At 63.0% G+C, this 24,240-nt stretch carries 26 protein-coding genes; 7 read left to right on the top strand and 19 right to left on the bottom strand.

Features of this window, described 5'->3' with window-relative positions:
• The first annotated feature begins 127 nt into the window (after positions 1-127).
• Positions 128-1,564: an NAD-dependent succinate-semialdehyde dehydrogenase gene (locus tag ACODTZ_RS27850; protein WP_209235522.1), complete on the top strand. Its 1,437-nt coding sequence runs from the start codon at positions 128-130 to the stop codon at positions 1,562-1,564.
• 97 nt (positions 1,565-1,661) lie between these two features.
• Here the strand turns inward: ACODTZ_RS27850 and ACODTZ_RS27845 are convergent, their stop codons facing one another.
• The 3 genes from ACODTZ_RS27845 to ACODTZ_RS27835 all read right to left on the bottom strand — a co-directional run bounded on the left by ACODTZ_RS27845 (position 1,662) and on the right by ACODTZ_RS27835 (position 3,125).
• On the bottom strand, positions 1,662-1,925 hold the full coding sequence (locus tag ACODTZ_RS27845) for a DUF2312 domain-containing protein (RefSeq protein ID WP_018899724.1): 264 nt from the start codon (positions 1,923-1,925) through the stop codon (positions 1,662-1,664).
• Between the two features lie 90 nt (positions 1,926-2,015).
• Positions 2,016-2,321 carry a DUF1244 domain-containing protein gene (locus tag ACODTZ_RS27840; protein ID WP_112981606.1) on the bottom strand — a complete coding sequence of 102 codons (306 nt, stop codon included), beginning with the start codon at positions 2,319-2,321 and terminating at the stop codon, positions 2,016-2,018.
• A 15-nt stretch (positions 2,322-2,336) separates the two neighbouring features.
• The gene (locus ACODTZ_RS27835; protein ID WP_489029648.1) at positions 2,337-3,125 is read right to left on the bottom strand and encodes an N-formylglutamate amidohydrolase; all 789 of its coding nucleotides are present in this window, start codon (positions 3,123-3,125) and stop codon (positions 2,337-2,339) included.
• A gap of 233 nt (positions 3,126-3,358) precedes the next feature.
• On the opposite strand from ACODTZ_RS27835, the gene ACODTZ_RS27830 reads away from it, so the two are divergent.
• Both ACODTZ_RS27830 and pyk read left to right on the top strand, forming a co-directional pair.
• Positions 3,359-3,844 carry a DUF1036 domain-containing protein gene (locus tag ACODTZ_RS27830; protein WP_111563360.1) on the top strand — a complete coding sequence of 162 codons (486 nt, stop codon included), beginning with the start codon at positions 3,359-3,361 and terminating at the stop codon, positions 3,842-3,844.
• A complete protein-coding gene (pyk, locus tag ACODTZ_RS27825) occupies positions 3,844-5,283 on the top strand; it encodes a pyruvate kinase (RefSeq protein ID WP_489029630.1) in 1,440 nt (479 codons plus the stop codon). The genes ACODTZ_RS27830 and pyk overlap by 1 nt, the downstream gene beginning before the upstream one ends.
• Before the next feature lie 308 nt (positions 5,284-5,591).
• Here pyk and ACODTZ_RS27820 read toward each other — a convergent pair whose 3' ends face one another.
• Complete coding sequence (locus ACODTZ_RS27820) at positions 5,592-6,143, bottom strand: DUF4865 family protein (RefSeq protein WP_489029628.1); 552 nt, start codon at positions 6,141-6,143, stop codon at positions 5,592-5,594.
• A complete protein-coding gene (locus ACODTZ_RS27815) occupies positions 6,140-6,559 on the bottom strand; it encodes a tautomerase family protein (RefSeq protein WP_489029626.1) in 420 nt (139 codons plus the stop codon). The genes ACODTZ_RS27820 and ACODTZ_RS27815 overlap by 4 nt, the downstream gene beginning before the upstream one ends.
• A 106-nt stretch (positions 6,560-6,665) precedes the next feature.
• Here ACODTZ_RS27815 and ACODTZ_RS27810 point away from each other — a divergent pair, with 106 nt between their 5' ends.
• Positions 6,666-7,604 carry a LysR substrate-binding domain-containing protein gene (locus tag ACODTZ_RS27810; protein WP_489029624.1) on the top strand — a complete coding sequence of 313 codons (939 nt, stop codon included), beginning with the start codon at positions 6,666-6,668 and terminating at the stop codon, positions 7,602-7,604.
• 216 nt (positions 7,605-7,820) lie between these two features.
• A complete protein-coding gene (locus ACODTZ_RS27805; protein WP_489029622.1) occupies positions 7,821-8,651 on the top strand; it encodes a phytanoyl-CoA dioxygenase family protein in 831 nt (276 codons plus the stop codon).
• 306 nt (positions 8,652-8,957) lie between these two features.
• Here the strand turns inward: ACODTZ_RS27805 and ACODTZ_RS27800 are convergent, their stop codons facing one another.
• Both ACODTZ_RS27800 and ACODTZ_RS27795 read right to left on the bottom strand, forming a co-directional pair.
• Entirely contained in the window at positions 8,958-9,932 is a 975-nt protein-coding gene (locus ACODTZ_RS27800) for a threonine ammonia-lyase (RefSeq protein ID WP_489029620.1), read from the bottom strand.
• Positions 9,933-10,001: 69 nt separating this feature from the next.
• Positions 10,002-11,117, bottom strand: a complete 1,116-nt coding sequence (locus tag ACODTZ_RS27795; RefSeq protein WP_489029618.1) for a helix-turn-helix domain-containing protein — start codon at positions 11,115-11,117, stop codon at positions 10,002-10,004.
• Positions 11,118-11,275: 158 nt separating this feature from the next.
• On the opposite strand from ACODTZ_RS27795, the gene ACODTZ_RS27790 reads away from it, so the two are divergent.
• Positions 11,276-11,983, top strand: a complete 708-nt coding sequence (locus ACODTZ_RS27790; RefSeq protein ID WP_489029616.1) for a hypothetical protein — start codon at positions 11,276-11,278, stop codon at positions 11,981-11,983.
• A gap of 67 nt (positions 11,984-12,050) precedes the next feature.
• Here ACODTZ_RS27790 and ACODTZ_RS27785 read toward each other — a convergent pair whose 3' ends face one another.
• The 10 genes from ACODTZ_RS27785 to ACODTZ_RS27740 all read right to left on the bottom strand — a co-directional run bounded on the left by ACODTZ_RS27785 (position 12,051) and on the right by ACODTZ_RS27740 (position 22,506).
• Positions 12,051-14,657, bottom strand: a complete 2,607-nt coding sequence (locus ACODTZ_RS27785; RefSeq protein ID WP_489029615.1) for a TonB-dependent receptor — start codon at positions 14,655-14,657, stop codon at positions 12,051-12,053.
• A gap of 259 nt (positions 14,658-14,916) precedes the next feature.
• Positions 14,917-15,876, bottom strand: coding sequence for a FecR family protein (locus ACODTZ_RS27780; RefSeq protein WP_489029613.1), 960 nt, complete (start codon positions 15,874-15,876; stop codon positions 14,917-14,919).
• 125 nt (positions 15,877-16,001) lie between these two features.
• Positions 16,002-16,514 carry an RNA polymerase sigma factor gene (locus ACODTZ_RS27775; RefSeq protein WP_489029611.1) on the bottom strand — a complete coding sequence of 171 codons (513 nt, stop codon included), beginning with the start codon at positions 16,512-16,514 and terminating at the stop codon, positions 16,002-16,004.
• Between the two features lie 160 nt (positions 16,515-16,674).
• Positions 16,675-18,420: a gamma-glutamyltransferase gene (gene ggt / locus ACODTZ_RS27770; RefSeq protein WP_489029609.1), complete on the bottom strand. Its 1,746-nt coding sequence runs from the start codon at positions 18,418-18,420 to the stop codon at positions 16,675-16,677.
• A gap of 72 nt (positions 18,421-18,492) precedes the next feature.
• Complete coding sequence (locus tag ACODTZ_RS27765) at positions 18,493-19,563, bottom strand: alpha/beta fold hydrolase (RefSeq protein ID WP_489029608.1); 1,071 nt, start codon at positions 19,561-19,563, stop codon at positions 18,493-18,495.
• Positions 19,564-19,668: 105 nt separating this feature from the next.
• On the bottom strand, positions 19,669-20,301 hold the full coding sequence (locus ACODTZ_RS27760; RefSeq protein WP_018899710.1) for a tetratricopeptide repeat protein: 633 nt from the start codon (positions 20,299-20,301) through the stop codon (positions 19,669-19,671).
• A 108-nt stretch (positions 20,302-20,409) separates the two neighbouring features.
• The gene (gene ykgO / locus ACODTZ_RS27755; RefSeq protein ID WP_003566454.1) at positions 20,410-20,535 is read right to left on the bottom strand and encodes a type B 50S ribosomal protein L36; all 126 of its coding nucleotides are present in this window, start codon (positions 20,533-20,535) and stop codon (positions 20,410-20,412) included.
• Between the two features lie 177 nt (positions 20,536-20,712).
• Positions 20,713-21,774 (bottom strand): 5-(carboxyamino)imidazole ribonucleotide synthase, encoded by a 1,062-nt coding sequence (locus ACODTZ_RS27750; RefSeq protein WP_489029605.1) that lies wholly within the window; start codon positions 21,772-21,774, stop codon positions 20,713-20,715.
• Entirely contained in the window at positions 21,771-22,265 is a 495-nt protein-coding gene (gene purE, locus ACODTZ_RS27745) for a 5-(carboxyamino)imidazole ribonucleotide mutase (protein ID WP_018899708.1), read from the bottom strand. The genes ACODTZ_RS27750 and purE overlap by 4 nt, the downstream gene beginning before the upstream one ends.
• A 37-nt stretch (positions 22,266-22,302) precedes the next feature.
• On the bottom strand, positions 22,303-22,506 hold the full coding sequence (locus ACODTZ_RS27740; RefSeq protein WP_018899707.1) for a YdcH family protein: 204 nt from the start codon (positions 22,504-22,506) through the stop codon (positions 22,303-22,305).
• A gap of 229 nt (positions 22,507-22,735) precedes the next feature.
• Here ACODTZ_RS27740 and ACODTZ_RS27735 point away from each other — a divergent pair, with 229 nt between their 5' ends.
• Complete coding sequence (locus ACODTZ_RS27735) at positions 22,736-22,909, top strand: YdcH family protein (RefSeq protein WP_018899706.1); 174 nt, start codon at positions 22,736-22,738, stop codon at positions 22,907-22,909.
• Positions 22,910-23,065: 156 nt separating this feature from the next.
• Here ACODTZ_RS27735 and ACODTZ_RS27730 read toward each other — a convergent pair whose 3' ends face one another.
• Positions 23,066-23,326: an ArsR/SmtB family transcription factor gene (locus ACODTZ_RS27730; RefSeq protein WP_018899705.1), complete on the bottom strand. Its 261-nt coding sequence runs from the start codon at positions 23,324-23,326 to the stop codon at positions 23,066-23,068.
• Between the two features lie 68 nt (positions 23,327-23,394).
• A complete protein-coding gene (locus ACODTZ_RS27725; RefSeq protein ID WP_489029603.1) occupies positions 23,395-24,159 on the bottom strand; it encodes a sulfite exporter TauE/SafE family protein in 765 nt (254 codons plus the stop codon).
• Positions 24,160-24,240: the final 81 nt, after the last annotated feature.

Genomic DNA, 24,240 nt, shown 5'->3' with positions numbered 1-24,240 from the left:
GTTTATAACGTCGCATGCTCTGAGAAACAGCATCCGTTCGGCCTATATGAGGCATGTGCGGAGCGTGCCCCCGGCCCGCCGTTCGCTGTCCGACGAATTGATTTGATGAAGACGACAAGGAATAATCATGCAGACCTATCCCGATGTGAAGCTGTTCATCGACGGCGAATGGAAGAATGCCGCCTCCGGCAAGACGCTGCCCGTCACCGACCCGGCCACGGGTGAGACCATCGGCACCATTCCGCATGCCTCCCGCGAGGATCTCGACGCAGCACTCGCCGCAGCCGACAAGGGCTTCCGCGTCTGGCGCGATACCTCGCCCTTCGACCGCTCGAAGATGATGCGCCGCGCCGCCGACCTCCTGCGCGAGCGCAAGGAAACCATCGCCTGGATGATGACGCGCGAGCAGGGCAAGCCGCTGGCGCAGTCGCTCGTTGAAATCGCCGGCGCCGCCGACGTGATCGACTGGTTCGCCGAAGAGGCGCGCCGCACCTATGGCCAGGTCATTCCGTCGCGTGCGCCGAATGTCACGCAGCTGGCGATCAAGTCGCCGGTCGGCCCGGTCGCGGCCTTCACGCCGTGGAACTTCCCGATCAACCAGGTGGTGCGCAAGCTTTCGGCCGCGATTGCCGCCGGCTGCTCGATCATCGTCAAGGCGCCCGAGGAAACCCCGGCATCGCCGGCCGAGCTCATCCGCGTCTTCGCCGATGCCGGCATTCCCAATGGTGTCGTCAACCTCGTTTACGGCATTCCGGCCGAGATTTCCGAATATCTGATCTCGCATCCCGTCATCCGCAAGATCTCGTTCACCGGCTCGACGCCTGTCGGCAAGCAGCTGGCGGCGCTGGCCGGCCTGCACATGAAGCGGGCGACGATGGAGCTTGGCGGTCACGCGCCGGTCATGGTGTTCGATGACGCCAATGTCGATCAGGCCGTGTCGATCATGGCCGGCTCGAAGTTCCGCAATGCCGGCCAGGTCTGCGTCGCGCCGACACGCTTCCTGGTGCAGGACGGCGTGATGGACCAGTTCACGGATGGCTTCGTCAAGGCCGCCCAGGCGGTCAAGGTCGGCAACGGTCTGGACGCAGGCGTCGAAATGGGCCCGCTCGCCAATGAGCGCCGTATCCCGGCTCTCGAAGAACTGATCAACGATGCCGTCTCTAAGGGCGCTGAACTGAAGACCGGCGGCCGCCGCATCGGCAACACCGGCAACTTCTTCGAGCCGACGGTTCTCGCCAACGTGCCGCTTTCGGCGCGCGTCATGAACGAGGAGCCCTTCGGCCCGCTCGCCATCATCAACCGCTTCTCGACGCTTGAAGATGCGATCACCGAAGCGAACCGCCTGCCGTTCGGCCTGGCCTCCTTTGCCTTCACCAGCTCCAGCGCCACCGCGCAGGCGCTTGGCCGCCGCGTCGAAGCCGGCATGCTGTCGATCAACCACAATGGCCTTGCCCTGCCGGAAGTGCCGTTCGGCGGCATCAAGGATTCGGGCTACGGCACGGAAGGCGGCTCGGAAGCGATCAACGCCTATCTCGACGTGCGCTACGTCACGCAGCTTGGCTGAGTCACGCAGCTCGGCTGATCGGCTGGGACAGAGAGACAAAAAGAAAGCCGCCGGGGCGACCCGGCGGCTTTCTTGTTTGGTTCGATAGTAATCGAAATCAGGCTTCTGCCGGGCCCTCGATCATGCCGAGCGCGGCCAGATAGGTGTCGAGGATCGCTTCTTCCTCGAGACGCTCCTGCTCATCCTTCTTGCGCAGCGCGATGACCTTTTTCAGGATCTTGGTGTCGAAGCCGGTTCCCTTGGCTTCGCCGTAGACGTCCTTGATATCGTCGGCGATGGTCTTCTTTTCTTCTTCCAACCGTTCAATGCGCTCGATGAAAGCGCGAAGCTGGTCGCGGGCAACGCCGTGGGCATCAGACATCGTGTTCTCCTGCTAGGGGGATAAAAATTCGGATGGCGTTGACTGCCGTGAAGTGCCGCCGGGGTCAAGCCTATTCGACAGAGCCGGGGCTCATTTGTGCGGGTTGTTGCTTTCGAATGCGGCTTTTTGTTGGGGCGTCGCTTCGGTCTGGTAGCGGCTTTTCCACTCGTCGAAGGGCATGCCGTAGACGATCTGACGGGCCTCGTCCTTTGTCAGTTCGACGCCATCGGCATCGGCCGCGTCCTTGTACCAGTTGGACAGGCAGTTGCGGCAGAAGCCGGCCAGATTCATCATGTCGATGTTCTGGACGTCGGTGCGCTCGCGCAGGTGCGCGACGAGGCGGCGGAAAGCGGCGGCTTCGAATTCGGTTTGTTGTTCCTTGCTGAGCTCGGTCATTTTGCTCTCCTATCGTCAGTATGGGCCGGTGCGCGAGGCGTGCACCTGGTATTGATGCAGCGCCGGGTCGGCGTTCATGGTCGCAAAGATCGGCGCCAGCCGGTCGGCCCAGGCTGCAATTCCTGGGGCGTCGCCGATCAGGTCCTGGCGAACCTCCAGCAGCGCGTGCGGGATGCCCGTGACCATGCAATGCTGGTACATGGTGTCACCCTTCAGCGCGCCATCATAGGGCTCGTTGTCGCCGATCACCAGATCGGGATCGGCGCGCAGCAAGTCAAGAAGCGGGCCGACGGCGCGGTGGTCGCTATCCCACAGGACGGCGGCGTGCCATGGGCGCGGCACGTTTTTCCAGGCGGGCGTGAAAGAGTGAAGCGAGAGCACCAACGGCGCCTTGCCGGTGGCGGCGGCGACCTTCGCAATCGTCTCGCTGACGGCATTGTGATAGGGGCGGTGGAAATTGGCGATGCGGCCGTTCCACTCTTCCTGGGTGATCGGGTGGTTGCCCGGAATGATGGCGCCGTCGGAGATCTTCATGATCAGCGTCGGGTCGTCCTCGCCCCGGTTCGGATCGATCAGCAGCCGCGAGAAGCCGCCGAGCACGGCGGGCACGCCAAGCTTTTCGGACAGCGCCCGCGTCAGCCCCTCGATGCCGATGTCATAGGCGATATGCCGGGCAAAGGCGCTCTCGGGCAGGCCCAGGCTGCCATAGCGTTCCGGCAGGCGGTTCATCGCATGGTCCCCTAGGAGCACCATACCCCTGTCATGATGTCCGCCTAGAATTTCGAAGGATTGGAAGTCGTTCATCGAGGACAATGCCATTGACTGTTTGCAAGCGTGTCTCTGATCGCACGGGCAGGGGAAGGGTTCAAGCGCGCCCCGTGATCAATCACTTCGCTATGGCTTGGCAATCTCCGCGCGATCCTTGCGGCGGCGACTGCGCCTCTTGTTTGATGTCAGAAATATAATCGATTAGCATTGCGTTGACTTTCGCCGGGAGGCAGCGCAAGAAGGCACGACAACGAATAACCGGGAGCCAATTGGAAGTCGTGTTGATCCAGACCGCGCCATGTTTCCTTACGCGTTCCGGGCCGCTTGCCCGTTTTGCTCTTTTTGTTCTCGCGGCGTTCTCGCCGTTCTTCATTGCCGATGTGGCGCGCGCGGATTTTCGCGTCTGCAACGGTACGCAGAATCTAGTCGGCGTGGCGATCGGTTACCGGGCCAAGGACGGCTGGATGACCGAAGGCTGGTGGCAGGTCCCGGCAACGACCTGCGCGACACTGATCGAGGGAGAGCTTCAGTCTCGCTACTACTACCTCTACGCCGAAGACGCCGCCCGGGGAGGACGATGGACGGGCGACGTGCAGATGTGCGTGGCGGAGAACGAATTCAAGATCACGGGCGTCAATGATTGCTACGCCCGTGGCTATCAGAAGATGGGGTTCAAGGAATATGACACGGGCCGCCAGGGCAGCTGGATGGTTCAACTTTCCGATACCCCAGGCACCCAGGAAAGTCCGAACTGATGAAGCGTAACCGCAAAGTAAAAATCCTCGCAACGCTCGGACCCGCCTCGTCCGAAGAAGCGATGATCGAGAAGCTGCACCAGGCCGGTGCCGACGTTTTCCGCATCAACATGAGCCATGCGAGCCATGACACGATGCGCACGCTGATCCAGCGCATCCGCGCGGTCGAGACCCGCAGCGGCCGGCCGATCGGCATTCTCGCCGACCTTCAGGGTCCGAAGCTGCGCGTCGGCAAGTTCGCCGACGTCAAGGTCGACCTGAAGCCGGGCGACACGTTCACGCTCGACAACAACGACACCCCCGGCGACAAGAACCGCGTGTTCCTGCCGCATCCCGAAATTCTCGAAGCCGTGAAGCCGGGCGACCGCCTGCTGATCGACGACGGCAAGCTCGCTTTGCGCGCTGAAAAGTGCGACGGCAAGAGCATCGTCACGACCGTTATTTCCGGCACCCGGATTTCCGACCGCAAGGGCGTCAGCCTTCCCGACACGATCCTCACCGCCGGCGTGCTGACCGACAAGGACCGCGCCGACCTCGATGCGGTTCTCGCAACTGATGACGTCGATTGGGTCGCGCTTTCCTTCGTACAGCGTCCCGAGGATCTGGTTGAAGTGCGCAAGATCGCGCGCGGCCGCGTTGGCCTGATGGCGAAGATTGAGAAGCCGCAGGCAATCGAGCGGATCGAAGAGATCATCGAGCTCTCCGACGCGCTGATGGTTGCCCGTGGCGATCTCGGTGTCGAAATGCCGCTCGAATCCGTTCCCGGCATCCAGAAGCAGCTGATCCGCGCCTGCCGCCGTTCGGGCAAGCCCGTCGTCGTCGCCACGCAGATGCTGGAATCGATGATCTCGGCGCCGGTCCCGACCCGCGCCGAAGTCTCCGACGTCGCGACCGCCGTCTTTGAAGGCGCCGACGCCGTCATGCTCTCGGCTGAATCCGCCTCCGGCGATTATCCTGTTGAAGCCGTCTCGACCATGGCATCGATCGCCAGCACCATCGAGCGCGAGCCGCATTATCCCGGCATCATCTACGCCCAGCGCGCCCAGGCGGAAGCCACCGGCGCCGACGCGATTTCGCTGGCTGCCCGCCAGATCGCCGAAACGCTGCGCCTGTCGGCCATCGTCTGCTACACCTCGTCGGGCACGACCGGCCTGCGCGCATCGCGCGAGCGCCCGCAGGTGCCGATCCTGGCGCTGTCGCCCGTCATCCAGACCGCACGCCGCCTCGCCATCGTCTGGGGCCTGCACTGTGTGGTCACGCATGACGCGACCGACCTCGACGACATGGTCAACCGCGCCTGCCGCATCGTCGCCGACGAAGGCTTCGGCAAGCCGGGCGACCGCATCATCATCTCGGCCGGCGTGCCGCTCGGGACACCGGGCGCCACCAACATGCTGCGCATCGCCTATATCGGTTCGGACGGCCAGAGCGGGTTTTGATCCGGATTTGGTTTGATTGAGTTGAGAACCCGCTGCCTTCTGGAGGTGGCGGGTTTTTTCGTTGTCGGGTTGTGGCTTGGTGCATTGCTGACTTGGTGGGTGGGATACCCCCCTCTGTCCTGCCGGGCATCGGGGAGATCGACTCGTGACGTGTTCCCCATCCAAACGTGGATGTCGGAGCGAGCGGCCGAGCCCAGCCAATCTCCCCACCTGTGGGGGAGATGCCCGGCAGGGCAGAGGGGGGTAACACGCTCACTGACCTCTCGATCAGTATTCCTCTGAACCTATCGAGAACTCGCTATAACCTTTCACGGCAGCGACACGTGACCGACGCGATAGATCCGCATCGATGGCGACACAGCAGGCGCATCCACGTGCAATGCGAAGCGCACCATCGTCCAGCTCGAGGGATCGAACGCCGCGACGGATGCGAGCATGCCGGGCTCGTCCAACCGCTCACGCGCACGGGCCGTCTGACTCTCGCGAACCGATGCAAGTGACACCTCAGTGCCCAGCGGCAAGATCTCACGTGTCGCGAAGCGCGCCTCGGCCACATCCGGCGCCACCTCGCCGTGCCAGACAATCCACGTCGCTACCTGCGGCCGGCCGAAGGATTGGCTGACGGCCTCAAAACCGGGGCCGCAGAGGAAGTCGCTCGCGCCTTCAGCGTGCCGCCAGAGATAGAAGGGCGCGTAGAGATTGTCGGTCGCGCCGAGTTCACCCTTGCGTGCCGTGAGATAGGCCTTGAAGCCGAGGTTTGGGAAGCCGTCGGTCATCGGGCCCTTGTCGCGGATGCGGCGGTCGATGATCGCCATGTCGTAATCGGCAGGCAGGGTGAAGCCGTATTGCATGGCGATCATGGCGCGGTCTCCATCGCCCGGATTTCCCAACCGGGCTCCAGCATCTGCTGCTCGCCATTGCCGAACGACCACTCGTCCGGTGCCGTGGTGTTGATGACGATCATCACATCCTCAGGCCGCAGGCCCGGCGATTGGCCGAGCAGTTCGACCGCGCGCTTGAAGAAAGCGGTGCGCGCATCCGCTGTGCGCGGCTTGCCGGCGGTGATGGCGATCAGCACGAAATCGTCGGAGCGTGGGCCGGCGAGATAGTTACGGTCGAAGATCAACTCGCCCCGGTCGTGCTGGTGGATGATGTGAAAGCGATCGGCCGGCGGCACGTTGAAGGTTTCCACCATGGCGCGGTGGAGGCTCTCGGAGAGGGCCGCGATATAGTCCGGCGATTTGCCTTTCAGAAGCGAGATACGAGTGAAGGGCATGTTTGCCTCCTTTTCCCTGATGTTGACAGGAAGAGGATCGCACGGCACGATAATGCAGAAAATCAGAATATAATGGATCATCGATCCTGAAAAAATGGACTATTAAATGCGCCGGACGATCTTCGACCTCGACGTTCTCAGAACCTTCGTCACCGGCATGGAGCTCGGCAATTTCGCGCGCGCCGCCGACCGGCTAGGGCGCTCGACCTCGGCTGTGAGCGCGCAACTGAAGAAGCTGGAGGAGCAGGCGGGCACGCCGATCTTTCGCAAGTCCGGCCGCGGGCTGGCGCTGACCGATGCCGGCGAAACCATGCTTGGCTATGCCCGCCGGCTGCTGGAGCTGAACGACGAGGCGGCGGCGGCCGTGCACAGTGTCGAGCTGGAGGGCTGGGTGCGGCTCGGGCTGCAGGAGGATTTCGGCGAGACGCTGCTGCCTGATGTGCTCGGCCGCTTCGCACGGGCGCATCCGAAGGTGCGTATCGAGGCGCGCGTGGTGCGCAACGTCGAGCTGATCGAGCGGGTGACGTCGGGCAAGCTCGACCTCGCGCTCGCCTGGAGCGACGGGACGCTGACGCCGCATTGCGACCGGATCGGCGAGGTGCCGATGCGCTGGATCGGCTCGGCCGCCGTGTCATCGGGATGGAACCGCGCAAGCGGAGAGCCGCTGCCGCTCGCCGCACTCGAGGCGCCCTGCCTGATGCGCAGCGCCGCGACCAAGGCGCTGGATGCGGCGGGCATTTCCTGGCGGCTCGCCTTCGTCAGCCCCAGCCTCGGCGGCCTGTGGGCGGCGACGGCGGCGGGGCTAGGGATCACGCTGCGCACGCCCGTCGGATTGCCCGTGAAGGTGCGGCCGCTCATGGCGGAAGACCTGGCGCTGCCTGAATTGCCCGGGCTCGGCCTGGTGCTGCACCGGGCGGAGGCCGAGAGTGCGCCGGCGGTGGCGAGGTTGGCCGGGCTGGTGCGGCAGTCGGTTTTTGATGTGCTTGGCGAGGTTGCAAGGCCCGCTGCCGTCAGTGCTGTGATGGCGCGGCAGCGGCGCGGTTGACCCGTCGGCCGGCCGCTGTTAGCCTTCAGCCATCATGATGACGCTCACGCTCAACATCGCTTCGGTCTTCTTCTTGAGCCGCTAAAGGCTCGGCCACCACTGTGGCCCTGAAGACGCGACCGCAGTCCGGCCCTTCGGTCGGCAGCGGCGCTTGACCGAAATCCGCCTCCTGTCAGACGAGCGACGCTCCGGGGAGGCGCAGATGGAGCAATTTCCATGACCGACAAAACCTATCCGCCTGTGCTCAGCGCGGCCGAGATCGAGCTGTTCATCGAGAACGGTTTCATCCGCATCGACAATGCCTTTCCGCGTGAACTGGCCGAGGAAGCGCGCGATATCATGTGGGGCGATATTCCCTTCGACCGCGACGATCCTTCAACTTGGACCCATCCCGTGATCAGGCTTCCCGGCTATGGCGGTGGGCCGTTCGCTGCGGCGGCCAACACGCCGGTGCTGCATCAGGCTTTCGACCAGCTGGTGGGCAAGGGGCGGTGGCTGCCGCGCGATGGGCTCGGCAGCTTTCCGGTGCGGTTTCCGCATCCCGATGATCCCGGCGATGCCGGCTGGCATGTGGATCTGAGTTTCGCCGGGGAGACGGGCGACCCGAACGAGCGCAGTAACTTCTCGGCGTGGCGGGTGAATGTCACCTCACGCGACCGGGCGTTGCTGATGCTCTTCCTGTTTTCCGATGTCGGCGAGGAGGATGCACCGACGCGTATCCGGGTGGGCTCGCACAAGGACATGGCGCGCTATCTGGCGCCGGCGGGCGAGGCGGGGCGGTCGCATATGTATCTGGAGCAGATGGGGGCGGAGCGGCCGCAGGCCCTGGCGACGGGGCCGGCTGGCACGGTCTATCTGTGCCATCCGTTCCTGGTGCATGCGGCGCAGATGCATCGCGGCAAGACCCCACGCTTCATGGCGCAGCCACCGCTTGGGCTGCGACAGCCGTTTTCGCTAGAACGGGCGGATGGGGATTATTGCCCGGTGGAGGTGGCGATCCGGCGTGGGCTTGCGGAGGGGGATGGGAGCCGGTTGGTGCGGGTGTAATTGCGGGCTTGGTGGGGTGCCGTGCGGTAGGTGAGTTCGACGTTGGCTTGGCGGGTGGGATACCCCCCCTCTGCCCTGCCGGGCATCTCCCCCACAGGTGGGGAGATCGACCCGTTGCGGCGGCATCGCCAAACGTTGACCTGGGAGCGAGCGGTGGCCCCCAGCCAATCTCCCCCCTTGTGGGGGAGATGCCCGGCAGGGCAGAGGGGGGTAATGCACCCGCCGAGACCTCGGTTTTGGAGTCAGTTATCGCACCCGCCGACCTCTCGGCTTCGCAGCCACATCCCGCAGCGCCAACCTCGCGCCCTACCCCCGCAACGCCAGCGCCCGGCCAAACATCTCGTCATCCACATTGCCGCCCGAGGTCACCACGATCGCGGCATCCTCCTGCAACTGCTCCCCATGAAACAGCGCGGCGGCCAGTGCGACCGCGCCGCCGGGTTCGACGACGATCTTCAGGCGGGTGAAGGCCAGCGCCATGGCGCGGAGCGCCTCTTCGTCGGTGACGACGATGCCGGGGCCGGCGAGGCGTTTCAGGATCGGGAAAGTGATGTTGCCGGGCTGCGGCGTGATGATGGCGTCGCAGATCGAGCCTGACAGGGTGGCGTTGCGCTCGATCTGGCCCGAGGCCAGCGAGCGGGTCGTGTCGTCGAAGCCTTCGGGCTCGCAGGGGCGGACGCGGAAGCCGGGCGTGCGGGCTTCGAGCGCCAGCGCGATGCCCGAGGTCAGGCCGCCGCCGCCGCAGGGGACCAGCACTTCAGCTGCGCTCACGCCTTCCTCTTCCGCCTGTTCGGCGATCTCCAGCCCGGTCGTGCCCTGGCCGGCGATGACCTGCGGTTCGTCGAAGGGTTTGATCAGGGTCAGGCGGCGCTCTTCCGAGAGGCGCGCGCCGATCGCGTCGCGGTCTTCGGTGGCGCGGTCGTAAAGCACGACCTCGGCGCCGAGCGCGCGGGTGTTGGCAATCTTCAGCTTCGGGGCGTCGGAGGGCATGATGATGACGGAGGGGACGCCGTGCAGCTTGGCGGCAAGCGCGACGCCCTGCGCGTGGTTGCCGGAAGAAAACGCGATGACGCCGCGGGCGCGCACCTCTGGCTCCAATGCCGAGACGGCCGACCAGCCGCCGCGGAACTTGAAGGAGCCGGTGTGCTGCAGGCATTCAGCCTTGATGAACAGCCGGCGCCCGGCGATCTCGTCGAGAAACGGAGAGGAAAGAAGCGGGGTGCGGCGGGCATGTCCACGCAGGCGGGCGCGGGCGGCGACGATCATTTCAATGCTGACCATGGGAGCTCTTTCGGATGATAATGCCGTCATGAATAGGACGGCGCCTTCGCGTTGTGAACGGCTGCTTTGTCACGGTGACATGAAAAGCGGCTCTTGCGGCGTGGGCAGGAATTCCGGTTCCGGCGCGGGCCTTGGGCCGACTGGCCGGGTCTGGTGGCGCCTACGGTATTCGGTGGGGTTCGTGGCGGTGACGCGCAGAAATTCGCGGTTGAAATTCGACTTGCTGATGAAGCCACAGTCGAACATCAGCCGGGTCACGGGCTCATCGGTGGTTTCCAGCGTCTGGCAGGCGGCGCGGATGCGGTAGTCGTTGACATATTGCGAGACGCTTGCGCCGTGCACGCGGTTGACGGCGATCGATACGCGCCGCGCAGGCAGGTTCATCCTGCGGGCGATGCGGCCGAGATTGAGCTCGGGGTCGCGGTAGAGTTCGCGTGACTGCATGAGTTCGTCCAGCGACCGGGCGATGGCGCCGTCTTCCTCTGTCGGGCCGGATGCGGGTGCCGGTGGCGTTGGCTGTGGCTGGGGCTGGGGCAATGACGCGGGTTCGGTGGACTGGCTGCTGCTGGCGATGGCGGCGGCGGTGCCGAGTGCCAGCAGCGAGATGACATTGCCGATCGCGACCACGGCGCCGGCATGAGCGCCGCCGGTTCTATAGAAATCGAAGCTGATGACGATATCGGCGGCGGCGGAGGCGAGAAGTGCCACTGCGGTGATCAGCAGCGAGCGGTAGGAGAGGAGCGCGCCGTCGAGCCGTGAGGAGATAAGTCCATCGGGGCCGTGGCGGGCGAGCCAGAAGAGGGCTGCGCCATAGGCCGTAAAGGTGGCGGTGATGAAAATGCCGACAGGGCCGCGCCAGAAGATCATCAGCACCAGGACGATCGCGGCCGGCAGGAGATGCGGCGCAAGGCGCAGCCAGGAGAGGGTGTTGTCGCGCGCGAGGTTGCTGAAGCTGATCCAGGCGAAGGCGGCGATCAGGGCGGCGAGCACCGCCTGGCCGGGCATCAGGGCGATGATGTCATAGCCCCAGCGCAGGCCGAGCAGCACCGATTGCAGCGCATAGAGCGCGATCAGGATCAGGAAGGGCCGCCGCTCGGGCGCCAGGCCATCGCTTTGCCTGACCATCCGGACAAGCAGGATCGCGAGCAACAGGGTGACGACGAAGGGCAGCGGCACGAAGATCATGGGTGCGGATCCAGCAACAGAAGAGCGATATGAGCACGACAATGACCTCGATCGCAATCGCGGGCGACCCGGATCGCGATCGAGGTCTCGATTTCCTGTGTTCTCAGCCACCTTGGGTTCGCCGCTCGATGGGAGCGGTGTCACGCAAGGAGACTGCCATGATGATCATCATAACCATACCTCTGCTCCTGTTTACGCTGGTTTCAAGCTATGCCGATGGCTGGCGGACGGGAGAGACGATCGACGTCTCGTCGATCCGCTCGATCGTGATAACCGGCGACGCCAGCTCGATCCGGATCAGCGCCAATTCACACGAGCCCTATCGGGCCGAGACGCGGGGGCGGCGCGATGGCTGGTTCAGCCGCTGGTACTCCAGCTGGTTCTTCAGCGGTTGCGAGGACCAGAGCCGGATGACGATCAATGGCACGACGCTGTCGATCGCGGTCGCCTCGACGAAGTGGTTCGATCTCTCCGATTGCTCGCCCGAGGTCGTTGCCAACATTCCGCCGGGCGGGTCGATCGAGGTCAACCAGCAGGCCGTGATGGCGCGGTTCGAGGGCGAGTTTGCGAAGCTCGGCCTATCGAGCAAGGCCGCCGATGTGACGCTGCAGGGACACGCCTCGAACGTCGCCATCGATAGTGCCGCGCTCAGGGCGCATCTGACTTACGACAAGCTCAACGCCGACGAGACGATCGACGTGAAGGCACATTCGGTCGACAGCTATCTCGATTTCGGCAAGGACGTGCCTGTCGATTATACCGTCACCGCCAAGGCGTCGCTGATCGACAGCCCCCGGCCGAGCGTGGTCGGCGCCAAGCCTCTCGTCACCATCAAGGCCGAGTACGCGCATACGACGATCCGATAATGCCGCCTGATGGCCGCCGGCGCCCAAGAAGCGCCGTGCGGTCAGGCCCTTTGATGCTGGAGTTAGACTAGAATTTCGCCGTCATGTTGAAGCGGAAGGTGCGCCCTGGAGACGGCATGAGGCCGAGCGTGAGGGCATCCATGTAATAGACGTCCGTCACGTTATCGATGGCGAAGTCCATGCTGACATTCTCGTTCACCTTGTAGCTCGCGAAGATATCCAGCAGGGCATATTTCTCCCAGTTGACGACAGTCGTGTAGCCGCCGGTCTCGTTGGTGCCCATCCTGCCCCGATCGCCAATGAAGGTCAGGCGTGCGCCGGCCTCCAGGGATTCTTCCAGCAGGCGGACGCCGCCCGTCAGCGTGGCACTCTTGCGCGGAGGGACATGCAGCTGGGCGTAGCCGTTCTCAACGCCAGAAGGCAGGCAATTCAAGCCGGTCCGCTCCTGCGCGCAGAATTCGATCTTGTCATAGATCGTTCCGCCGATGTCGATGTAACCCCAGCCGACATCGTATCCGACCGACGCTTCGAAGCCACGAAACAAGGCACGGTCGATGTTTCTGACCGAGACGTTGGGATAGTTGGTGCGGGACATGTAGTCCTTGACGTCGTTGTTGAAGTAGGCCGCCTTGAACCTCAGCTTGTCGCCCGCGCCAAAAACATCTTCCTGGAGGAAATTCATCCCGATTTCGGTGTTGTGAGAGCGTTCGGGACGGACTCCCACCAGCGGATCGGTGTTGAACGAAAAGCCGGTGGTGGATTCGAAGAGGCTGGGAGAACGGATGGCTTCCGCGTATTTCGTGTAGAATTGCAGTCCCTGCAATGGCTCGATGGTGGCGCCGATCATCGGCGCCCAGCCGCTGTTTTCCTCCTGGTTATGGAGGAGCGAGCCGTAATTGGTGTTGTTGTCGTAGGAGCGGGTCCAGGTGTAGCGCATGGCGCCTTCGAGCTTCAGCCAGTCGGTAGGCTTCCACTCGCCGGCGGCGAAACCGCTTGCCTCTCTCCGCCAGCCATCGCGCGATGCCAGAAGGCCGTTGGAATCGATGTTGGGACGGCCGGGTGGGGGCTCGACGGTCTCGTAGACATAGGAGCCGCCAAGCGAAATGCTGACATCGCCCCAGTCGGTTGAGAATTCCGACGTGTTGACAATGTCGGTGCCGTATCGCTTGGCGATATCCCAGTAGTCCTGCGGGATGTTCACGGTGCCGATACCGGCGAAGCTGAAGGCGTAAGGTGTTAGGATATGGGTGTCGGTGTCCGTCATCCACAGGTTGGCTTTGAGGTTGATCAGATCGTTGTCGTCAGGGTCCCAGCTGTAGCCGGCGCGGTAGGTATCGACCGATACCTCGCTGAGCGGCGCCTGCGTGGCGCCGTCGAAACGCAGGATGACCGAGGGCATCATCTCGCCGAACATGCTGTGATAGCGCATGTAGCTCATGTCGAAGGTGTGCCCGCCGTCGAGTTCCAGCTTGGACTTCAAGAGATAGGACGTATTGTCCTGCGAGGTGTTGAGCACTTCCTCGCCGGCGCGGTAGCGGTTCAGGCCTTCAACCGAAAGATTGGTGTAGTTGGTGATCTGTTCGGGTCTGGAACCCACCGCCGGACGCACCACAGTGCTGTAGGTTCTGGTAAGGGCCGGCGTGTTGCCGTTGGTGCCGGCGTAGTAATTCCCGGTCTTGCGTCTTGCATAGGCCGCCGTCACCTCGAACATGTCATTGCGCGCGGCAAAAGCAGCGCTGCCGCTGCCGGATGTCGGCTGAAGGAAAGGGGGACGGTCCATGCCGCTGGGGCTCCCCGCGAGAACGGTATCCGGTACGCTCTGGATGGTGCAGGCATAATTGCAGCTGGTCGTGAAGCGCGTCTGCGACAAGGGCGCGTAGCCACCCGGTGTGCCCACCGCAGGCGGAGAAGCCGTGTTGCCCATCACCCCGCCTCGTACGCGGACGCCCCAGTTCTTGTCGCCGGTGATGATGTCGTCTGCGTTGATCGTTTCCATACGAACGAGGCCGCCTGTCGCACCAACCCCATAGACGCTTGCTGACGGCCCCTTTTCTATAACGGCGCCACCGATCAGATCGGGATCCACATAGTTGCGCGAGGCGACGCCGGAATAGCCGCGATAGACCGTGTTCTGCTGCAGTGTTCCATCGACGACGACAGGAACGCGGCCGAAGCCCTGCATGCCGCGCACGTTGACGTCGATGGCGCCGCTGTTTCGATTGTCGCCTGTCAGGACGCCCGGCGTCCCCTTGAGGAAATCGCCGACGGACGAGCCGCGGAAACGCTGGATGTTCTGCTCATCGAGAAAGGCGCTGCTGCCCGCCGTCACGTAATTGGCGTCTCCCTCGGCCAAGGCGCCGAGCGTGGAGGTTCTTCCGGTCTTGGGCAATCCCTTGATCGTGATGGGATTGAGAAGGGTCGAGTCGTCCGAACCGGCGGCTCCGTCCGTTGCCGCAGGCCCGACGACCGTCACGGTGTCAGCGCCGGTGAAACGGTAGCTCAACCCCGTTCCTTCAAGCAGTCGGTTTAGCGCCTGTTCCGGTCCCAGCTGGCCGGTGACGCCCTTCGTCGTCTTGCCGCGCACGAGATCCGCCGGGTAGAGTATCTGCAGCCCTGCTGCATCGCCCAATCTCGATATCGCGGTGCCGAGAGCGCCCCCGGGGATATCGAGCATTCCGATCTGCCGTCCGGGGTTCTGGCCGAAGGCAGGGGTGATTGCACATGTTGACCACAATATCAGCCCAAGGCTCCCCAAGCCCAACACCAACCGACTACGCTCTCGCGACCTGCTTTTCATTCCCCGTCGAACTCCTGCTTTCTCACGCACGACCGGGTGTTCCGGCCGCTCAAGACAAAGACGAATCTCGACAGGGGCTACCTCACCCCTGAAGTTGAAAATAATCGTCATGATTTTTGCGGCGCGTTCCGCGTTTTTATGCGGGCCGCAAAAGGATCAGGTAAGGTGTCAGTGAAAGTGCTGTAACCGGCAGGGTGTGCGTGATTGCGTCGAGCAGGCCGTCAGGGTGGTTGACGTCGAAAATGCCGCTGACGCGCAGATTGAGGAGATCGTTGTCGATCACGCGTATCAGGCCGCGACGGTAGCGATTGACGTCGCTGATCACCTGCCCCAGCGGAACATCTTCGAAGATAAGCTTTCCACGCCGCCAAGCCGTCTCGCCGGCGCCATCGGCACACGTCACCTCGCCCAGACCGGCGTCGCCGTAGCTGACCTTCTGGCCAGCCTGCAGGATGGCAGAACCGGCGTTTGGGCAAGATACCGATACGCGGCTTTCAACGACGGTCACGGTGATTGCATCCAGGCTGTGGTGAACGACGAACTCGGTGCCGAGCGCGGTGGCCTGGCCGCTGCCTGCCAACACCGAGAACGGGCGCCCATCGCCCTTGGCGACCATGAAGAAGGCGCGCCCCCTCTGAAGGCGGACGTTGCGCACCGTCGGCGTGAAATCGATCGCGATCGCGCTGTCGGCGTCCATGTCAACGATCGATCCATCCGCCAGCGTGACGCTTTTGCGTTCGGCGACGGCGGTCGTGTAATCGCTGGTCAGGATATCAGGCAGTCCGTTGATGGCCACGTAACCCGCCGCGAGCGCGGCCACGGCACCGCCCGTCATGAATGAGCGTCGCCCCAGTGCGAATGCACGGTGGCGATGCGGGCGGCCGATCATGCGTCGTCGAGGATCCGGCAACTCATCCATGTCCGCCCACATCGCGCACAGCGCCAGGTAATGTCGCGCGTTCTCATGACAGGCCGACATCCAGGCTTGATGGGCAAGTTCTTCATACGGTGTCGCGTCTTCCGATCTCAGACGCGCGAACCATGCGAGTGCTTCGTCTCGAGCCTTCTTGTCTGTCGTGTCGTCGTTTTGTGCCATGACGATATTCATCTCTCAGCCTGTTTGGGGCACACAGCACGGCTATCCACCGAGAAAATCCTCTTTGTAAAGACGTTTGTGCACTGCATGGGCCTCACCTTCAACGGCAATATTTCTTACGCATTCTAATCCAGAAGCCCTTCGAGGCGCTGGCGGCAATGCGCCAGGGCCCTGATCATCAGCTTCTCTACCGCGCTCTTGCTGATGCCGAGGCGAATGGCGATCTCCCCGTAACTCAGCCCGTCGAACTTGTGCATGAGGAAGACCTCGCGTTGCTTCTGCGACAGTTCGGCAACCGCGCTTTCGAGTATCGACAAGCGTTGCCGGTAATCGGTTTCGCGCTCCGGGGAGGGGCGGTCTTCCACGATATCCGGAACTGCCTCGGTGGATATGTGGCGCTCTCGCGCCGTCCTGCTGCGAACCCGATCCTTCGCCAGATTGTCGGCGATGCGGTAAAGATATGAGCGTGGATTGCCTATGACAGTATCGACGGGAATCGTCTGAAGTTTCAGATATGTCTCCTGGATGACTTCTTCGACATCCGGACCGCGACCGAAACGCCTTGCCAGGTGTCTGGCGAGATCGGTGTAGCCGGTCAGAAGGACATTCAGAATGGCTTTCCTGCTGCTGTCGGTCATTACGGCAATGCTGGTTTCGTCCGGTCGCCGCAGGCGTCAGGACGGGTCATGGGAGGAGGCGTGTCTTGCGACCGCTCTGACCACAAGCCAAATCGAAAATCAAATAAAATATGACTAAACTAGTCATATTTTAGTCTCGCGCCCGGGCATGTCTGCGCTATCAATAGCCACCGGCCGAGCCTTCGGTCGAGCGGCTGTCCATGGCGCCGTTGTAGCGGGCGCCGCCGCCTTTCTCGATGTCTTTCAGGCTCTTGCCGCCGACGAGGATGCCGGCGGCCTGGCCCCAGACGGGCGGGCCGCTGCCGTCGTCCATGGTGTGGCCCATGGCGATCAGCGCGCGGATCGTGTCGGGCGACAGCGCGTAGGGCTCGAAGTAGATCTTGTCGGGCTGCCACTGGTGATGAATGCGCGGGGCGTTGACGGCCTGGCTGATGTCCATGCCGAAATCGACGACATTCAGAATGGCTTCCAGCGTAATCGTGATGATGCGCGAGCCGCCGGGGCTGCCGATCACCATGAAAGGTTTGCCGTCCTTGGTGACGATGGTGGGGCTCATCGAGGAGAGCGGGGTCTTCTTCGGCGCGATGGCGTTGGCTTCGCCCTGGACGAGGCCGTAGAGATTGGGGACTCCGGGTTTGGAGGTGAAGTCGTCCATCTCGTTGTTCAGCAATATGCCGGTGCCCGGCGCCACGACGCCGGCGCCGAAATTGCCGTTCAGCGTGTAGGTGACAGCGACCGCGTTGCCCTCGTCGTCGATGATCGAATAATGCGTGGTCTCGGTGCTTTCCTTGGCGCCAAGCGGCTTCAGGTCGGCGGAGGTGCCCGATTTGTTGATGTCGATCTTGGCGCGGATAGCCTTGGCGTAGCTCTTGTCGAGAAGCGTCGTGACCGGGTTGTCGACGAAATCCGGATCGCCGAGCGCGGCATTGCGGTCGACATAGGCGTAGCGCATGGCCTCGGTCATGAGGTGCACGGTCTCGGCCGAGCCATAGCCGAGGAAGGAGAGCGGATAGCCTTCCAGGATGTTCAGGATCTCGCAGATGATGACGCCGCCGGAGGAGGGCGGGGGCGAGGAGATGATGTCATAGCCGCGATAGCTGCATTCCACCGGCTTCAGTTCGCGCACCTGATATTGCTCGAAATCCTCTTTGGCGAGAATGCCGCCCTTGGCCTGGCTGGCCTTCACGATCGCGTCCGCCGGCATGCCCTTGTAGAAGGCGTCGGTGCCCTTGTCGGAGATGCTCGTCAGCACGGAGGCCAGTTCCGGCTGCACCAGCTTTTCGCCTGACGTGAAGAGCTTGCCGTCGGGCTTGAGGAAGATCTTGGCGGCCGCTTCGTCCCTGGCGAGCCGCTTGGCGCTGTTCTCGATCGAGGCCACGTCGCCCTGTTCAAGCGTAAAGCCGTCCTTGGCGTAGCGGATGGCGGGGGCAAGGAGATCCTGGCGCGACTTGGTGCCGTATTTCTCGCGCGCGGTCTCGAAGCCCATGACGGAGCCCGGCACGCCGACGGCCAGATAGCCATCGAGGCTGGCGCGGGGGACAATATCGCCCTTGGCGTCGAGATACATGGTCTTGGTGGCGGCGAGCGGCGCGCGCTCGCGGAAATCGAGGAAGCTGGTCTTGCCATCCTTCATGCGGATGGTCATGAAGCCGCCGCCGCCGATATTGCCGGCGGTCGGATAGACCACGGCCAGCGCATAGCCGACGGCAACCGCAGCATCCACGGCATTGCCGCCGCTCTTCAACACCTCGACGCCGACATCGGTCGCCAGATGCTGGGCAGTGACGACCATGCCGTGCTCAGCCTCTACGGGCGCTGGCGAGGCGGCAAGTGCCGGTGCGATTGGCGCAAGCGTCAGCGACAGGGCAGCGATGAGGGCTGCGGATTTCGTGGGAAGGCGGTCCATGATGTTCCCCTCGTTGGACTGACATGGGGAACATATGGGGTTGCAGGCGTGGCAGGCAATGCGCGGCGGGCGCTATGTGGTGCCTTGCAGGTCCGGCGTTGCGACCGGCTGCGGAGTGGTCGGCATTCTGGCTTCCTGCGTCGGAGGCACTGGCGCAGCCAGTCTTGCCTCGGCGATCCGCGCCGCGGCCTGCAGGTCGCGGTCGTAGCCTGCCATCTTCTCCATTGCCGCGATGGCGACGTCGGTGGCGAGGTAATCGGGCTTGTGGCCGACGCCCTTGATCTTGACCAGTTCGGAGCCGGCGATATCGCGGGCGAGGCCCTGCGAGTGCAGGTGCTCCCAGACGATGTCATCGCTGTCGCCGGTGATGATGACCGTGGGCGCTGATATCTTGATATAGAGATGCGACTGCGTCTTGAAGTAATCGAGCAGGCGCACGAAGTCGGCGGCGTTGTTGTGAAACGTGGCGGGGCGCAGCACCAGCGAGGGGCCGGTTTTCAGGATATAGTCGTCCGGCCGCGGATTGGGGCGGAAGACGTTGAGCGTGCCGCGTTCAAGGCGCCGCAGGCCCAGCGGCACGACGAGGGCGTGGTTGAAGAGCCAGCCGATCACGGGTGCTGTCGAGACGTGATAGTACCAGTCGATGCCGCCGGGCCACGGGTGCGTGGCGGGCGCCAGGAAGAGCAGGCCGGCCGTCTTTTCCGGATGGCGGACGCCGAATGCGGCGGCGATGGCGCCGCCGAAGGAATGGCCGACGATGATCGCCTTGTCGATGCCGCGCTTTTCCATCAGCGCGGCGATGGCGTCCGCCTGGCCAGAGGGCAGGGCGTTATCCGGTCCGCCGCGTTCGGAATAGCCGTGGCCGGGGCGATCGACGAAGAGCATTTCGGCACGTCCGCGCAAGGGTTCAAGAAAAGCGCCGATCTGGTCGAGCAGGTTGCCGCTTGCGCCGTGGATGAAGACGAGCGCCGGCAGGTCGGCGGTTTCGGGGCGCTCGATGTGGACGGCGTTCATGCGGTAGCCGCCGATATCGGTCAGCTCGCCAATGTTGGGATAGGCCTGCTCGAACTGGCGGGCCTTATAGGAGGAGTAGCCGATTGCTGCGGCTAGAGGGGCGAGGAGGGCGGAGACGAGGGTAAGCATGGTGCGACCTGCGGCAGAGACTAACGGACCATACGTTAGATTGGCTCGCGCGGTTCACCTTCAAGAGGGGCCGGGCAAGAGGGGAGCCTGTCACACAGTAATGTGTCAGGTGCGGCTGCCGGCGAGCTTTTCGGAGAGCGTGTTCAGCTGTTCCTGCGCATTGCGGTTGGCGGGGTAGATTTCGAGGAAACGCTCCCATGCCTTCAGCGCCAGCTGGTCGTTGCCGCTGTCACCAAGGATAGAAGCCATGCCCGCTAGAGCGCCGAAATGGCGAGGCTCGATGTCCAGCACATGTTCGATATCGGACATCGACTTGCGCATGGCGCCGTTGGTGTAGTTCAGCGTCGCGCGGCGATTCCAGCTTTCGGAGTAGCCCGGCTTCAGCGCGATCGCCTGGTCGAGGAAATCGAGTGCTGCGCTGTTGCGCTTCTCCTCGATCGCCTTGTCGGCCCATTGCATCAGCAGGTTGACGGTAGCGCTGCCCGAATCGTTCCATTCGGCGCGAATCTCGTTGGCGATGTTATCCGCCTTGTCGGCGTCGCGTTCGCGCTTCAGTGCTGCAAAGAGCTGATCGAGATGTTCTTTGGGCGAGAGGTTCGCGGCCTGCTGCTCGACGATCTTTTCCTTGTCCCGCGCGGGTGCGGGTTCCTGCGCATGGGCAGGCAAGGCAACTGAGAGCAGGGCGAGGGAGAGCGGCAGTGCCGCGCAGGTCATGGCCAAAAAACGCATGGCGGGCATAATAGCCCGCCAACGCGAAAGATCAAAACACTTTAACGGGATCACAAAAAGGACCCTTCCGGACAGGCTCAGGCGCGCAAACGCTGCCGAGCCATCCGGCCAGCCAAATCAGCCCTGACGAGCCTTGAAGCGTGGGTTCAGCTTGTTGATGATGTAGATGCGGCCCTTGCGGCGAACCAGGCGGTTGTCACGGTGACGAGCCTTGAGCGACTTGAGCGAATTCTTGATCTTCATTGTTTTGATCCGCGATGTTGGGGGGAATTCACATTCGCCCGTATCTATTACATTCAAAAGCGCGCTCAGGGCGCGCTCTTCAGGTTGGGCGTGCAGATAACCCGGCCTCTTGTCTGTGTCAACCACGTGAAGGTGTTTTTCCCGTGGCAGTGGCCGGTTTTGTCAGGGAAAAACCCCTTATTTCCCCGCAAGTGTGGTGACGTGACCCATCTTGCGGCCGGGTCTCGATTCCGTCTTTCCATAGAGGTGAACCAGCGTGTCGCGCCGCTTCAGCCAGTCCGGAAGAGCAAGGATATCGTCGCCGATCAGGTTCTGCATCACGCAGTCGGAGTGGCGATCGGCATTGCCGAGCGGCAGGCCTGATACGGCGCGTATATGCTGCTCGAACTGCGAGATCACGCAGGCCGCTTCCGTCCAGTGGCCGGAATTGTGTACGCGAGGCGCCATCTCGTTGGCGATCAGGCTGCCGTCGGCGAGCGCGAAGAACTCGATGCCGATGACGCCGACATAGCCGAGCGTCGTCAGGATCTTCTCGGCGGCTTCGCGCGCGGCGGCTGCCGTGGCGTCGCTGATCGACGCCGGAACCGTCGATGTATGCAGGATGCCGTTGCGATGCACGTTTTCTGCCGGGTCGTAGCAGGCGACGCTGCCATCGGTGGCGCGGGCGGCGATGACCGAGATCTCGCGCTCGAAGGCAACGAAGCTCTCGAGGATCAGCGGCACGCTGCCGAGTTCGGCGAAGGCGCCGTCGGCGCTATCGGCGGCTGAACGGAAGACTTTCTGTCCCTTGCCGTCATAGCCGAGGCGGCGCGTCTTCAAGACACCCTGGCCGCCGAAATCGGCAAGCGCTGCCTCGAGATCGGCCTGGCTGTCGACGGCGTGGAACCGTGCTGTCGGAATGCCGCAATCATTGATGAAGCGCTTTTCGACGAGACGGTCCTGGGCGGCTTCCAGCGCTTTCGGCGGCGGATAGACCGGCACTGTCTGCGCTAAGGCCTCGGCTGCGGAGACGGGGACGTTTTCGAATTCGTAGGTGACGACGTCGCAGACGGTCGCCAGTTCCTCGAGTGCTGCGGGATCGTCATAGGCTGCGACGATCTGCCGGTTGGCGACCTGCGCTGCCGGGCAATCGGCCTGCGGCTCGAGAATGATGGTGCGGAAGTTCAGGCGGGCGGCAGCCATGGCCAGCATGCGGCCAAGCTGGCCGCCGCCGATGATGCCGATCGTTGTCATGCTCATAGGTCGTCCATCGGGTATTCGGCGATCGCCGCACTTTGGCTCTCGCGCCATTCGTCAAGTCGGTCGGCGAGGTCTTCGTCGGACAGTGCCAGAACCGCTGCGGCCAGAAGTGCCGCGTTGATGGCGCCGGCCTTGCCGATCGCCAGTGTTCCGACCGGGATGCCGCCGGGCATCTGCACGATCGACAGCAGGCTGTCCTGGCCGGACATCGTTTTCGACTGCACGGGAACGCCGAAGACAGGAAGCGGGGTCATTGCGGCGGTCATGCCCGGAAGATGGGCGGCGCCGCCGGCGCCGGCGATGATGACCTTGAAGCCTTCCGACTTGGCGCCCTTGGCGAACTCGACCATGCGATCGGGCGTGCGATGTGCCGATATGATCCTTGCGTCATAGGGGATCTCAAGCGCCTCCAGCGTATCGGCGGCGTTCTTCATGGTCTCCCAATCGGACTGGCTTCCCATGATGATGGCAACGGTCGGTCTGTCTGTCATCGTCACGACACTTCCTTCAAGCGATGATATCCGGGCTTCAGGCGATGATATCCGGGATGATCTGGTCTTCGAGCTTCGACAGCTTGTCCTTGATAACAAGCTTCTTTTTCTTCATGCGCTGAACGCGCAGCGCATCGCAGCCCGTCGCGATCATGGCGTTGATGGCGACATCGTAGTCCTCATGCTCCTGGCGCAGGCGCGCCACCATGAGCCTGACTTCCGCCTGTTCCTGATCCGGCATACGCATTCCCCATGATCGTCTTCAGACCTTCTCCGGCCTGTCGCTAATTTTTGCAAGCTCCTATCACCAAATAGCGGTAACGGCTAGTTAGTCTCGATCATGAATTTGCCACGCTCTCTCCTTGTTTTCGCCTTCGACAAGCCTTCAAAAATGTGTCACAGTTTGAGGGTTGACGCCTTGGATCTCCGGCGGTGTTGGCTGGAGAAAGGTAAGAGGAAGGAAGGGTCATATGACTGTTCAAGCTCATCTTGAATCACTCCAGAAGAAGCATGGCGCTCTCGAAGACGAGCTCCATTCTCTGATGGCATCCCCCTCCAGAGACGACCGTGAGGTTGCCGAGTGCAAGCGCAGGAAGCTGCGCATCAAAGACGAGATTGAGCGTCTCAAATCATCCGTACACTAAGCAGGATAGAACGTTACAGGGCGTGGTCGACGCGATTCAAAGGGCAAATATCGCAATATAACCAGTTGTTTAGTAGTCTCTCGCGTCCGTTGGAATGTTCCTGCGCGTCGGTTGCCGAAAAGGTCGCAGCCGGCGCGTTTTCATGTCCGGATGGCGTTATGCCCAGAACTGATCCAGCCAGAGATTGAGCCTGTCGAAGCCGCGATTGTTGACCGCGTAGATGCGTTTCGTGCCATCGGCGGTGACCGAGACGAGGTCGCAATCGAGCAGGGCCTTGAGGTGCTGGGAGACGGCCGGACGGCTGATCGGAAGGCCTTCGGCGAGCTCGTTGACGGTGCGCGGCGAGCGTCGCAACTCCTCCAGCAGGAAGCGCCGGTGAGGGTCGGCAATCGCAGTGAAAGGGTCCACGTTCGACATGGCGAAAAGCTACGTCAATCGGAGAATTTGGGCAAGCGAATTGTGCGCCGCAGCAAGGCCCTTAAGGCCTAAAATCCAAGGCCTTCGCGGGCGATCAGGACGGCTGCAATCAGCGCCATCGCATACATGAACGGATAGAATATTTTCGGCTGCATGCGCTTCACGCACCACGCGCCGGCAATAGTGGCAAGCGGCGCGAAGGGGAGCAGCGTGGCGGAGGCGGCGAGGTTTTGGGTGTCTAGCTGGCCGAGCGCGAAATAGGGGATCAGCTTGACGGCGTTGAGGATGGCGAAGAAGCGGGCGCTGGTGCCGGTATATTCGCGCGGCGGCATCTGCAGCGGCAGTACGTAGATCTGGAACGGCGCGCCGCCCGCGTGCGCGACGAAGCTGCCATAGCCGGAAAAGGCGCCCCAAAGCGTGGCACGGACCGGCCGCTGGCCGTGCGGGGGCACGATCTTTCCTCTGCCGGGGCCGAAGTTGTTCCAGAAATAGCGCAGGCAAAAGAGGATGGTGACGATGCCGATGACGACACGCAAGACGCTGCCGGGAACCAGTGCTGAGGTGGCCCAGCCGAGCGCGATGCCGGCGATCGCGCCCGGGAGCATGATCTTCAGCGTCGTCCAATCGCCATGCTTGCGCCAGATGACGAGTGATATCATGTCCATGAAGATCAGGATCGGCAGCAGGATGGCGGCGGCCTGCACGGGGGAGACGACGAGAGCCAGAAAAGGCAATCCGATCAGCGACAAGGCGTCGCCCATGCCGCCCTTCGCGAGGCCGACGAGAATGACGGCGGGAATGGCGGCGTAGTAAAATGACACGTCCATCGGCATGCTTTTGAAGTCCTCCCCTTGCCAGCCCGGTCTAACGGAATTACTCACACAAAACGAGTGCGGAGCTGCCGGCAAACGGCG

The sequence above is a fragment of the Rhizobium sp. FG113 genome (assembly GCF_057809895.1).
Note: the sequence above shows the minus strand (reverse complement) of the source record. Positions and strands in the feature narration are given on the sequence as shown.

Bases quoted from the DNA above. Each gene is read 5' to 3' on its own strand.
- ACODTZ_RS27785 (WP_489029615.1), bottom strand. From the start codon at position 14,657: ATGCTCGATATCCCCGGGGGCGCTCTCGGCACCGCGATATCGAGATTG.
- ACODTZ_RS27850 (WP_209235522.1), top strand. From the start codon at position 128: ATGCAGACCTATCCCGATGTGAAGCTGTTCATCGACGGCGAATGGAAG.
- ACODTZ_RS27795 (WP_489029618.1), bottom strand. From the start codon at position 11,117: ATGATCTTCGTGCCGCTGCCCTTCGTCGTCACCCTGTTGCTCGCGATC.
- ACODTZ_RS27765 (WP_489029608.1), bottom strand. From the start codon at position 19,563: ATGCTTACCCTCGTCTCCGCCCTCCTCGCCCCTCTAGCCGCAGCAATC.
- pyk (WP_489029630.1), top strand. From the start codon at position 3,844: ATGAAGCGTAACCGCAAAGTAAAAATCCTCGCAACGCTCGGACCCGCC.
- ACODTZ_RS27810 (WP_489029624.1), top strand. From the start codon at position 6,666: ATGCGCCGGACGATCTTCGACCTCGACGTTCTCAGAACCTTCGTCACC.
- ACODTZ_RS27820 (WP_489029628.1), bottom strand. From the start codon at position 6,143: ATGATCGCCATGCAATACGGCTTCACCCTGCCTGCCGATTACGACATG.
- ACODTZ_RS27760 (WP_018899710.1), bottom strand. From the start codon at position 20,301: ATGCCCGCCATGCGTTTTTTGGCCATGACCTGCGCGGCACTGCCGCTC.
- ACODTZ_RS27750 (WP_489029605.1), bottom strand. From the start codon at position 21,774: ATGAGCATGACAACGATCGGCATCATCGGCGGCGGCCAGCTTGGCCGC.
- ACODTZ_RS27845 (WP_018899724.1), bottom strand. From the start codon at position 1,925: ATGTCTGATGCCCACGGCGTTGCCCGCGACCAGCTTCGCGCTTTCATC.
- ACODTZ_RS27730 (WP_018899705.1), bottom strand. From the start codon at position 23,326: ATGTCGAACGTGGACCCTTTCACTGCGATTGCCGACCCTCACCGGCGC.
- ACODTZ_RS27775 (WP_489029611.1), bottom strand. From the start codon at position 16,514: ATGACCGACAGCAGCAGGAAAGCCATTCTGAATGTCCTTCTGACCGGC.
- ACODTZ_RS27840 (WP_112981606.1), bottom strand. From the start codon at position 2,321: ATGACCGAGCTCAGCAAGGAACAACAAACCGAATTCGAAGCCGCCGCT.
- ACODTZ_RS27780 (WP_489029613.1), bottom strand. From the start codon at position 15,876: ATGGCACAAAACGACGACACGACAGACAAGAAGGCTCGAGACGAAGCA.
- purE (WP_018899708.1), bottom strand. From the start codon at position 22,265: ATGACAGACAGACCGACCGTTGCCATCATCATGGGAAGCCAGTCCGAT.
- ACODTZ_RS27740 (WP_018899707.1), bottom strand. From the start codon at position 22,506: ATGCCGGATCAGGAACAGGCGGAAGTCAGGCTCATGGTGGCGCGCCTG.
- ykgO (WP_003566454.1), bottom strand. From the start codon at position 20,535: ATGAAGATCAAGAATTCGCTCAAGTCGCTCAAGGCTCGTCACCGTGAC.
- ACODTZ_RS27790 (WP_489029616.1), top strand. From the start codon at position 11,276: ATGATGATCATCATAACCATACCTCTGCTCCTGTTTACGCTGGTTTCA.
- ACODTZ_RS27815 (WP_489029626.1), bottom strand. From the start codon at position 6,559: ATGCCCTTCACTCGTATCTCGCTTCTGAAAGGCAAATCGCCGGACTAT.
- ACODTZ_RS27725 (WP_489029603.1), bottom strand. From the start codon at position 24,159: ATGCCGATGGACGTGTCATTTTACTACGCCGCCATTCCCGCCGTCATT.
- ACODTZ_RS27805 (WP_489029622.1), top strand. From the start codon at position 7,821: ATGACCGACAAAACCTATCCGCCTGTGCTCAGCGCGGCCGAGATCGAG.
- ACODTZ_RS27835 (WP_489029648.1), bottom strand. From the start codon at position 3,125: ATGAACGACTTCCAATCCTTCGAAATTCTAGGCGGACATCATGACAGG.
- ggt (WP_489029609.1), bottom strand. From the start codon at position 18,420: ATGGACCGCCTTCCCACGAAATCCGCAGCCCTCATCGCTGCCCTGTCG.
- ACODTZ_RS27800 (WP_489029620.1), bottom strand. From the start codon at position 9,932: ATGGTCAGCATTGAAATGATCGTCGCCGCCCGCGCCCGCCTGCGTGGA.
- ACODTZ_RS27735 (WP_018899706.1), top strand. From the start codon at position 22,736: ATGACTGTTCAAGCTCATCTTGAATCACTCCAGAAGAAGCATGGCGCT.